Annotated in this window: 7 protein-coding genes; 3 read left to right on the top strand and 4 right to left on the bottom strand. The window is 69.7% G+C overall.

Going from position 1 to position 9,989, the window contains the following annotated elements:
• Positions 1 to 225: 225 nt before the first annotated feature.
• A complete protein-coding gene (locus ABD366_RS38915; protein WP_324766103.1) occupies positions 226 to 1,035 on the bottom strand; it encodes a M15 family metallopeptidase in 810 nt (269 codons plus the stop codon).
• A gap of 93 nt (positions 1,036 to 1,128) precedes the next feature.
• Here ABD366_RS38915 and ABD366_RS38920 point away from each other — a divergent pair, with 93 nt between their 5' ends.
• On the top strand, positions 1,129 to 1,644 hold the full coding sequence (locus ABD366_RS38920; RefSeq protein ID WP_324766118.1) for an NUDIX domain-containing protein: 516 nt from the start codon (positions 1,129 to 1,131) through the stop codon (positions 1,642 to 1,644).
• Here the strand turns inward: ABD366_RS38920 and ABD366_RS38925 are convergent.
• Positions 1,635 to 4,013 (bottom strand): glycoside hydrolase family 31 protein, encoded by a 2,379-nt coding sequence (locus tag ABD366_RS38925; RefSeq protein ID WP_324766102.1) that lies wholly within the window; start codon positions 4,011 to 4,013, stop codon positions 1,635 to 1,637. The two genes, ABD366_RS38920 and ABD366_RS38925, sit on opposite strands and share 10 nt — an antisense overlap.
• A 214-nt stretch (positions 4,014 to 4,227) precedes the next feature.
• Here ABD366_RS38925 and ABD366_RS38930 point away from each other — a divergent pair, with 214 nt between their 5' ends.
• Together ABD366_RS38930 and ABD366_RS38935 are read left to right on the top strand one after the other, a co-directional pair.
• Entirely contained in the window at positions 4,228 to 6,201 is a 1,974-nt protein-coding gene (locus tag ABD366_RS38930) for an acetoacetate--CoA ligase (protein WP_324766101.1), read from the top strand.
• A gap of 103 nt (positions 6,202 to 6,304) precedes the next feature.
• Positions 6,305 to 7,204: a hypothetical protein gene (locus tag ABD366_RS38935; RefSeq protein WP_324766100.1), complete on the top strand. Its 900-nt coding sequence runs from the start codon at positions 6,305 to 6,307 to the stop codon at positions 7,202 to 7,204.
• Between the two features lie 71 nt (positions 7,205 to 7,275).
• Here the strand turns inward: ABD366_RS38935 and ptsP are convergent, their stop codons facing one another.
• On the bottom strand, positions 7,276 to 8,946 hold the full coding sequence (ptsP, locus tag ABD366_RS38940) for a phosphoenolpyruvate--protein phosphotransferase (protein ID WP_324766099.1): 1,671 nt from the start codon (positions 8,944 to 8,946) through the stop codon (positions 7,276 to 7,278).
• Between the two features lie 76 nt (positions 8,947 to 9,022).
• Positions 9,023 to 9,472 (bottom strand): PTS sugar transporter subunit IIA, encoded by a 450-nt coding sequence (locus tag ABD366_RS38945; protein ID WP_324766098.1) that lies wholly within the window; start codon positions 9,470 to 9,472, stop codon positions 9,023 to 9,025.
• Positions 9,473 to 9,989: the final 517 nt, after the last annotated feature.

Consider the following 9,989-nt stretch of genomic DNA (forward strand, 5'->3'; position numbering starts at 1 on the left):
GTCCCTCCCGGGCAACAGATCTGACGGAACGTCAGAAGTGTGTCACGGGCAACCGTCCGACGTCAGGGGTCACGCAGAACCGTAGGAGAACCATGTGCGCCTCCTGTGCGTCCGTGTAATCGGTAAGGGCGCGACCGGGACCCACGGGGGTGGTTCCGGCCGCGCCCTCTTCCTCACCGGCCGCGCCCTCCTCACCGGCCGGTCAGCGACTACCTGGTGACTTCCTCACCGTCCGGTGAGCGACCTCCGGGAGACCGGGAAGTCGAAATAGGTGTCAGGAAAGAGCTCGGGCTTGTAGGTGTAGTGCCACCACTCCTCAGGCAGATTGACGAATCCCTGACCCGAGAGCGCATCTCGCAGCAGATCCCGATTGGCCCGCTGGACACCCTGAACGCGCGGATCATCCGTGTGCGAGAGCGTGTCGAAGCAGTCGAACCCGGTACCCATGTCCACGGAGTTGTCGGGGAACCGGTCCTTCTGGGGCCCGTAGCAGGCCGTGAACCGCTCACCGGGCACGTAAGGGCGCGTGGGCCGCGCAGGCAGCTTCACCACGGTGAGATCCACCGTGGAACCGCGGCTGTGCCCCGACTTCTCCGCGATGTAACCGTCCGCGAACAAGCGCGTCTTGTCGACCTGCGGATAGAACTCGGCCTTCATCCTCTGGTCGTCGAGATCCTTGGCCCAGCGTACGAAGTGGTCGACCGCGCGTTGCGGCCGATAACAGTCGTACACCTTCAGGGAGTAGCCCTTTTTCAGAAGCCCGGTCTGCGCCTTGTGCAGTGCCTTGGCGGCGGGCTTCGTCAGGATGCACATCGGCTTCTTGTAGCCGTCGATCCGCTCGCCCACGAAGTCGTGCTCCGTGAAGTAGCGCATCTCCTGAATGATCGTGGGATCCACATCGCCGAGTGCCACGAACTCCTTGGGCGCCTTGGGGTCGGGCGTCGCGTGCGCGGTGGCGGGAACCGCCGCCGCGCCGAGCAGGGCGGCGGCCGTCGTGGCGGCGAGTTTCTGGAGAACGGTGAAGATTCGTGTCATGGCCCCTGCATCTATCAGCAGCGGCCCCCTCCGGGGAAGACCGCGCACGGGTGATCGGATACAGTCCGCGCCGTGTCCGCATCAACCCACCCCATGAGCAATCCCGTTCCGGATTCCCACTGTTCAAGCTGTGGAACCGCCTACGGGGCCCAGGCGCACGGCTGGCCGCGCACCTGCCCGGCCTGCAACTCGGTCGCCTACCGCAACCCGCTGCCCGTCGCGATCGCCCTGCAGCCCGTCTACGACACCGGAGGCTCGGCCCTGGTCGTCATCACCCGCACCATCGCACCCGCGCGCGGTGAGCCGGCGCTGCCCGGCGGCTTCATCGACGACCGGGAGGACTGGCGGCAGGCCGTCGTCCGCGAGCTCAAGGAGGAGACGGGCATCGACGGAGCCGCCCGCGACGTACGCCTCGTGGACGCCCTCAGCTCCCCGGACGGCCACCTCCTGCTCTTCGGCGTGCTGCCCGAGCGCCCGGCCGCGCAACTGCCCGCCAGCGCACCGACGGACGAGACGGAGGGCTGGCATCTCCTGCGACGCCCCGCCGAACTCGCCTTCCCGCTCCACACCCTGGCCGTCAAAGCATGGTTCGAGGGCCGCTACATGTGATCCCCGCGGCCGGCCCGGTCCGTGTGCAGACCGCGCACGTGGACCGGGCGAAGCGGCTCTCCACCGGCGCGTTCGCCCTCCTCCTCCACGACCACCCGTCCCTCGCTCCACCGCACCCGATACCGCTCGACCTCGGGCTCCTCCCGGCCGTCACCCGGCTCCGGCACCACCAGGCCGCCGCCCGTGCGGCCGAGCTCCGGCGCCCACACCTCCAGCTCGATCGCCCCGCTCCCACCACGCACGGGAAGCACCGAGCCAGCCCGAACCAGCACCGGAATCCTCGACAAGGGAGCGTCGACCGTCACTTGGCCCGGCCCGTCGAACACCGCACCGGTCGCCGTGTCGTACCAGCGTCCACGAGGCAGCCGCACCGTCCGACGGACGACACCGGGCTCCAGTACGGGAGCCACCAACAAGCAGTCCCCCAACAAGAAGGCGTCCTCACAGTCACGCAGAGCACGGTCCTCCGGAGCCCCCCACCACAAAGGGCGCACATACGGAGCACCCGTCAGCCGGGCGAGATGAGCGAGTGACATGAAGTAGGGGAGGAGACGCCGACGCTCGTTCAGCGCCACGCGCGCGTGCGCCAGTACCTCGTCCCCGAAGACCCGCGGCTCCCGCCGACCCGCCCGCTCCCCGGAACGGGTACGGAACAGCGGCAAGTAGGCACCCAGTTGCAGTCGGCGCAAGGAGAGCTCCGCGGACGGGTCCTCGTCGAACCCGCCCATGTCCGATCCCGAGTACGGCACCCCGCACAACCCGAGACCGATCACCAGCGACAACGAGGCCCGCAATCCGGGCCACCCTGCCGTCACCTCCTCGGAGCCCGCACCTCCGTAGCGCTGCATGCCCACCCAGCCGGCACGGGAGAACACGAACGGCCGTTCCTGCGGTTGCAGTTCACACAGCGCCTCATAGGCGGCCCGCGCCATGCACAACGCATACACGTTGTGCGCCTCACGATGGTCGCCCCCAGGACCCTCCAGAGCGTGCCGGGCCGAGCGGGGCAAGGACGGACCACCGAACGCGGGCTCTTCCATGTCGTGCCAGAACCCGGAGAAACCCTGCGCGAGACGCTCCTCGTACTGCCCGCTCCACCACTTGCGGACCTCCTTCGCCGTGAAGTCCGGATACGCCGCCTCACCCGGCCCCACGACCCCGCGCACGAGCCGCCCGGCCGCATCCCGCACAAAGGCGTCGATCACCCGCCCGCCGTCGAACACCGCATCACCTTGCTCGGCCCTGACCGCGGGGTCGACGACGGACACCAACCGGACGCCGTCCCCGCGCAGCTCCTCGGCGAGCCGGGACATCGAGGGAAGCCGCTCAGGACCGACGGCGAAGGCCTGCCGTGCGGCACGACGGTCGATCCCTACATGCACCGCTTCCAGAGGTAAGGCACGCTCCTTGTAGGAGTCGACAACCCGTCGCACCTCCAGCTCGCCGCCCGCGCCCTGCCGCGCATGATGATGGCCCAGCGCCCACGACGGAGGCACGGCAGCGGGACCCGTCAACTGCGCCCACGTATGCAGAACACGCGCGGGCGTGCCCACCACGACCCAGCAGCGCAACGGACCGCCCTCCATACGCAGCTCGGACATGCCCGGCCGGTCGTGCCCCGACCCCGCGCCCTCCTGTCCCTCCCGCAGACTCACCGTCCCGTCCCACGAGTTGTCGTGGAAGACCAGATGCGTGCCCGCGTCGGCGACCACCAGCAGGACCGGCATGGTGATCGACAGCGGATCGTCCCCCGGGCCGAACGGACGGCGCCCGTCGGTGTTCCACATGGCGTACGTCCCGTCACGCAACCGAGGACCCGACGCCCGCCCCCCGAGCCCGAAGAACCGCGCGTCCGCGGTGACCTCCGACCGCTGCACCCAGCGGGCCACACCGCCGCCCTCGGGCTCCCACCACCGCGGCGGCACATCACGGCGCAGCAGCACGCCACCCGGCGTACACACCGTGACAGCGCCGAGGCGCGACACCGCCACGGTCGCCCGCTCGGACACCACCCTCCAGCCGCCCTCCTTGTCCGGCTCCAGAACAGCCCGCGGATCCGCCTCCGGGCACCCACCGGCCACTCCGTAGGACGGCGTGGGCTCGGCCCCGTCCCACCCCCAGAACACGGCGCCGCTCACCGTGACCGTGATCCGCAGCCGGGACCGCTCGAACCGCACGACACCACCGCCCGGCCCCGGTTCCACCCCGACCACGCACCCTGGGACCCGGGCCCGCTCACGGCCCCGCTGCGCGAGCCCCACGGAATCCGCCCGACGATGCCGCCACGAGGCCCGCACAGCGCGCAGTCCCCGGGCCGTCCCCACCAGAGAAACCGCCTTCACCGAGCGCACCAGGTCACCACCGTTCATGCTGTTCACCCTGCCACTGGGCGCCACGCGCGCGTGGCGCGTTCAACTGCCGTTCACCCGTGGCCGCAGCACATCTTCACGAGCCGGACTGTGTGGGGGACACCCTGGTGTCACCGCCGATCACGTGGCATCGTCCTGTCAGCCGCGTCACGCGCACATCCCAGCCCGTGCGCGCCGAGGACGCACACGCCGCGTACTTCCCAGGAGCCGCACCATGACCACAGCGAACCCCTCGCCGCTCTGGCAGCCCGACCAGCAGCAGATCGCCGAAGCGCAGGTCACACGGTTCCAGGCCTGGGCCTCCGCCAAGTACGGAGCGCCCGCCGAGGGCGGCTACGAAGCCCTGCACCGCTGGTCGGTCACCGAACTCGAGACGTTCTGGCAAGCCGTCACCGACTGGTTCGACGTGCGCTTCACCCACCCCTACGCGCGCGTGCTGGGCAGCCGCGCCATGCCCGGCGCCGAATGGTTCCCCGGCGCCACCGTGAACTACGCGGCCCACGCACTGCGCACCGCCGACGACCCCGCGCGCGCGGACACCCCCGCCATCCTGCACGTGGACGAGACACACGAGCAGCGCACCGTCACCTGGTCAGAACTGCGCAGGCAGGTCGGCTCCCTCGCGGCAGAGCTGCGCGCCCTCGGCGTACGCCCGGGAGACCGCGTCAGCGGCTACCTGCCCAACATCCCCGAAGCCGCCATCGCCTTCCTGGCGACCGCGGCCGTCGGCGCCGTCTGGACGTCCTGCGCCCCCGACTTCGGAGCCCGCAGCGTTCTCGACCGCTTCCAGCAGGTCGAGCCCGTCGTCCTGTTCACCGTCGACGGCTACCGCTACGGAGGCAAGGAGCACGACCGCCGCGACACCGTGACGGAACTGCGCTCCGCGCTGCCCTCCGTGCGCGCCGTGGTGCACATCCCCCTCCTGGGCACCGAAGCCCCGGAAGGCGCGCTCGCATGGTCGTCCCTCACCTCCGCGGACGTAGCACCCGTCTACGAAGAGGTGCCTTTCGACCATCCCCTCTGGGTGCTCTACTCCTCCGGCACGACCGGACTGCCCAAGGCCATCGTCCAGTCCCAGGGCGGCATCCTCGTCGAACACCTCAAACAGCTCGGTCTGCACTGCGACCTCGGCCCCGACGACCGCTTCTTCTGGTACACGTCCACCGGCTGGATGATGTGGAACTTCCTCGTCTCGGGCCTGCTCACCGGCACCACGATCGTCACGTACGACGGCAGCCCCGGCTTTCCCGACACCGGCGCGCAATGGTCCATCGCCGAACGCACCGGAGCGACCCTCTTCGGCACCTCCGCCGCCTACGTCATGGCCTGCCGCAAGGCCGGCGTGCACCCGTCCCGCGATCACGACCTGTCCCGCGTGAAGTGCGTGGCCACGACGGGCTCCCCGCTCCCGCCCGACGGCTTCCGCTGGCTCCACGACGAGGTCCGCGCCGATCTCTGGACCGCCTCGGTCAGCGGCGGCACCGACGTCTGCTCCTGCTTCGCCGGAGCCGTGCCCACCCTCCCCGTGTACATCGGCGAGCTCCAGGCCCCCGGCCTCGGCACGGACCTCCAGGCCTGGGACCCCCAGGGCAAGCCCCTCACCGACGAGGTCGGCGAGCTCGTCGTCACCAACCCCATGCCGTCGATGCCCATCCGCTTCTGGAACGACCCCGACGGCAGCCGCTACCACGACAGTTACTTCGACACGTACCCGGGAGTCTGGCGCCACGGCGACTGGATCACCGCCACCTCCCGGGGCTCCGTCGTCATCCACGGCCGCTCCGACTCCACCCTCAACCGGCAGGGCGTCCGCATGGGTTCCGCCGACATCTACGAAGCGGTGGAGCGCCTCCCCGAGATCCGCGAGTCCCTCGTCATCGGCCTCGAAGAACCCGACGGCGGTTACTGGATGCCACTCTTCGTGCACCTCGCCCCCGGCGCCGTACTCGACGACGACCTGCGGGCCCGCATCAAGCGGACCATCCGCGAACAGCTCTCCCCGCGGCACGTCCCCGACGAGATCATCGAAGCCCCGGGCGTCCCCCACACCCTCACCGGCAAGCGCATCGAAGTCCCGGTGAAGCGCCTGCTCCAGGGCACCCCCTTCGACAAGGCGGTCAACCCCGGCTCCGTCGACGACCTCGAACTCCTCCGGTTCTACGAGGAGATCGCCCGCAAACGAGCCTGACGACGAGCCGACGTCCGGCCGGACGAGCCCGGCCGGACGGCATTGTCAGAGCCGACGGTTACTCTGAGTGAGCATCGATCGACGATCGCACTCAGGGGGAATCATGACCGACACACAGCACGGCCGGACGAGCAGCACGCGGCACATCCTGCGCCGGGAGATCGCGGGCACCATCGGCCTGTTGGCCGATGAGCAGGACTTCACGGAGATGCGGCGCTACCGCAGCTTCACCTTCGACGACCACACCGCGTATCTGCGGCAGGTGGAAGCACTCCTCAAGTCCCAGGCCGCGGCGGGAGGACACACCACGGTCGCACTCTTCGACCCCGAGGAGTACGCCGAATTCTGCGCGGATACGGGCCTCGAACCCGACACCCCCACCAGCCGCACCCGCTTCACGGCGGAGCTCGCCTCGACCGGCCCCTCCCTCCCGTACGAGGGACAGCCCCTGGCCGACCTCGTGCCGGACCTCGTCGAGGAAGCCGTCCGCCAGGCGACCTGGGAGTACGCCTCCTCCGTCCTCGCCCGCACCGGCCCCTGCGCGGTGTGCGGGAAGGACATCGGCCGGGCCGCGTTCGCGCGCGCCTCGTACCTGGTGGCCCGCGCGATCGACACCATCGGCGAGGGCGCCCACCACTGGGTCTGCAGTGTCCCCACGGGGAAGCAGATGCTGCTGTCGGTGCTGCACATCGACGCCGGCACACCCGGCACCGTCCGTCTCGAGGAGACGGCGGCGATGGAGCTTACGACCGTACTGGCGCTGGCCATCGTCACCGGCAGCCCCTGCGCGCTGATCGTCCGGACCACCGCGGACGACCACGACCGTGTCTACGGCTGGCGCCTGAAGGAGGAGCGCCTCAAGGAACTGACTGCCGCTCAGGTCTTCGACGCGTACTGCACCGACGCCTCCTCGGGCGACCTGACCGCACCGGAACCCGGCGTCGAGTACTGCACAGCACCCGAGGTCGAGGATTCCGCACCGGAGAGCCGGCACCACCACTGACCGGCACCGAAAAGCCCTGAGGGCGCCCCACCCGCAGGTGGAGCGCCCTCAGGAACAGCCTGGCCGAGCGGCTACTCGCCGGACAGCACGGCCTGCGCGGCCGCGCGTGCCTCTTCGGCGGAGTCGGCGGCACGAGCGGCGGCGGCCGCCCGCTCGCACTGGGCCAGCGTGTGCTTGCCGAGCGTCGCGCGGACGTAGGGGATCGACGCGGCACCCATGGAGAGGGAGGTGACGCCCAGACCGGTCAGTACACAGGCCAGGAGCGGGTCGGACGCGGCCTCACCGCAGACGCCACAGCTCTTGCCCTCGGCCTTCGCGGCATCGGCGGACAGCGCGACCAGGTCGAGCAGTGCGGGCTGCCACGGGTCCTGCAGACGCGACACGGCCCCGACCTGACGGTCGGCCGCGAACGTGTACTGGGCCAGGTCGTTGGTGCCCAGCGACAGGAACTCGACCTCCTGCAGCACGGAGCGGGCACGCAGCGCGGCGGACGGAATCTCCACCATCGCACCGAACTTGGCCTGCAGACCGGCCGCACGACAGGCGTCGGCGAACGCCTTGGCGTCGGCCCGGTCGGCGACCATCGGCGCCATGACCTCGAGGTAGACCGGCAGCCCTTCCACGGCCTTCGCCAGCGCGGTCAGCTGGGTGCGGAGCACCTCGGGGTGATCGAGGAGCGACCGCAGACCACGCACGCCCAGAGCCGGATTGGGCTCGTCGGCGGGGGTCAGGAAGTCCAGCGGCTTGTCGGCGCCGGCATCCAGCACCCGCACGACGACGCGACCTTCGGGGAACGCCTCGAGGACCTGACGGTACGCCTCGACCTGCTTCTCCTCGGAAGGAGCCTGCTTGCTGTCGTCGAGGAAGAGGAACTCGGTGCGGAAGAGACCGACACCCTCGGCGCCCGCTTCGACGGCCGCCGGGACGTCCGCGGGACCACCGATGTTGGCGAGCAGCGGCACCTTGTGCCCGTCCGAGGTGGCACCGGGGCCGGACGAAGCGGCCAGCGCGGCCTTGCGCTCGGCGGCGGAAGCCTCCAGAGCGGCCCGCTTCTCCTGTGTCGGCTCGACGAAGATCTCGCCCGTGCTGCCGTCGACGGCGACGACGGTGCCCTCCGCCAGTTCACCGGCGCCCGGCAACGCCACTACGGCCGGCACGCCGAGGGCGCGGGCCAGGATCGCGCTGTGGCTGGTCGGCCCGCCTTCCTCGGTCACGAAACCGAGCACGAGCGCGGGGTCGAGAAGTGCGGTGTCGGCGGGCGCGAGGTCCCGGGCGATGAGCACGTACGGCTTGTCGCTGTCCGGCACGCCGGGCATCGGCACGCCGAGCAGCCGCGCCACGATGCGGTTGCGCACGTCGTCGAGGTCCGCGACCCGCCCGGCCATGTACTCGCCGGCTCCGGCGAGGAGCTCGCGGTAGTGCGAGAAGGCGTCGTAGATGCCGCGCTCGGCGCTGCTGCCGACGGTGATACGACGGTCGACATCCGCGATCAGCTCGGGGTCCTGAGCGATCATGGCCTGCGCCTCGAGCACTGCCTGCGCCTCGCCGCCCGCCAGATTGCCGCGCGCGTTCAGGTCGGCCGCGACAGCTTCGACAGCCTGACGGGCGCGCCCCTGCTCGCGCTCGGCCTCCTCCGGCGGGATCTGCTTGGCCGGGGGCTCGAGCACCGCCGTCCCCATGTGCCGAACTTCGCCGATCGCCACACCGTGGCTCACGCCGACGCCTCGAAGCGTTGTCTCCATCTCACCCGTCTCCGATAGTGCGGCGGGCCGAGCCGCCGCGTTGGTTGTGCTGCCGGCCGTCAGTGACGGTGTCCCGTCACTTCCAGCCGAAGAGAGCGTCGCCGGCCTTGAGGTCGCCGCTCTCCGCGACGTCCGACAGCGATTCGGCGCTGGCCTCGAGTGCTACGACCGGGCATACCGGGGACTTGCCGGCAGCCTCGACGGCGGCCGGATTCCAGCGGACCACGGCCTGGCCGCGCTGGACGGTGTCGCCCTTGTTGACGAGCAGTTCGAAGCCTTCACCGTTGAGCTGCACGGTGTCGATACCCAGGTGCGTCAGCACACCGTGTCCCTCTTCGTCCACGACGACAAAGGCGTGCGGGTGCAGCGACACGACGATGCCGCTCACAGGAGCGACGGCCTCGGAGGGCTCTCGGACAGGATCGATGGCGGTGCCGGGGCCGACCATCGCACCGGAGAACACCGGGTCAGGAACAGCGGAGAGCCCGATGGCGCGTCCTGCAAGAGGGGACGTCACACTGGTCATGGCAAGCCTCCCAGGGGGCGGAGATTCATGGTCACCGTCACTATCTGTCCTGGACGGCGTACTGTTCAGAAGCGTAAGTCATAAAAAGTCCCGGTTCCGCACGAGAGCTACCGGTTGGCGGCCGTAGGGGCGCCCGGCAAACGATTTGCGCCGAAGCCTCGCCCCCATGTACTGTCGTACTCCTGCCTGGGGCCGACCGACGCCCACGAGCGTCCTTCATCCCGGCAGCATCTATCAAGTCACCTTATCTTTGATCGGCTTCTGCATGTCCGCAGACGAGTGGTCAGACGGTCGAGAAAAGACTGGTAGAGTTTGGCCCCGCCGGAAAGGAAGCCGCGAAAAGCGGAATTCTGGAAAGCGGAGTAAGGCCCCGAGGAAATCGGATCGGAAAGATCTGATAGAGTCGGAAACGCAAGACCGAAGGGAAGCGCCCGGAGGAAAGCCCGAGAGGGTGAGTACGAAGGAAGCGTCCGTTCCTTGAGAACTCAACAGCGTGCCAAAAGTCAACGCCAGATAT

The sequence above is a fragment of the Streptomyces kunmingensis genome, assembly GCF_039533535.1.
In the GTDB taxonomy this organism is placed as follows: domain Bacteria; phylum Actinomycetota; class Actinomycetes; order Streptomycetales; family Streptomycetaceae; genus Streptomyces; species Streptomyces kunmingensis.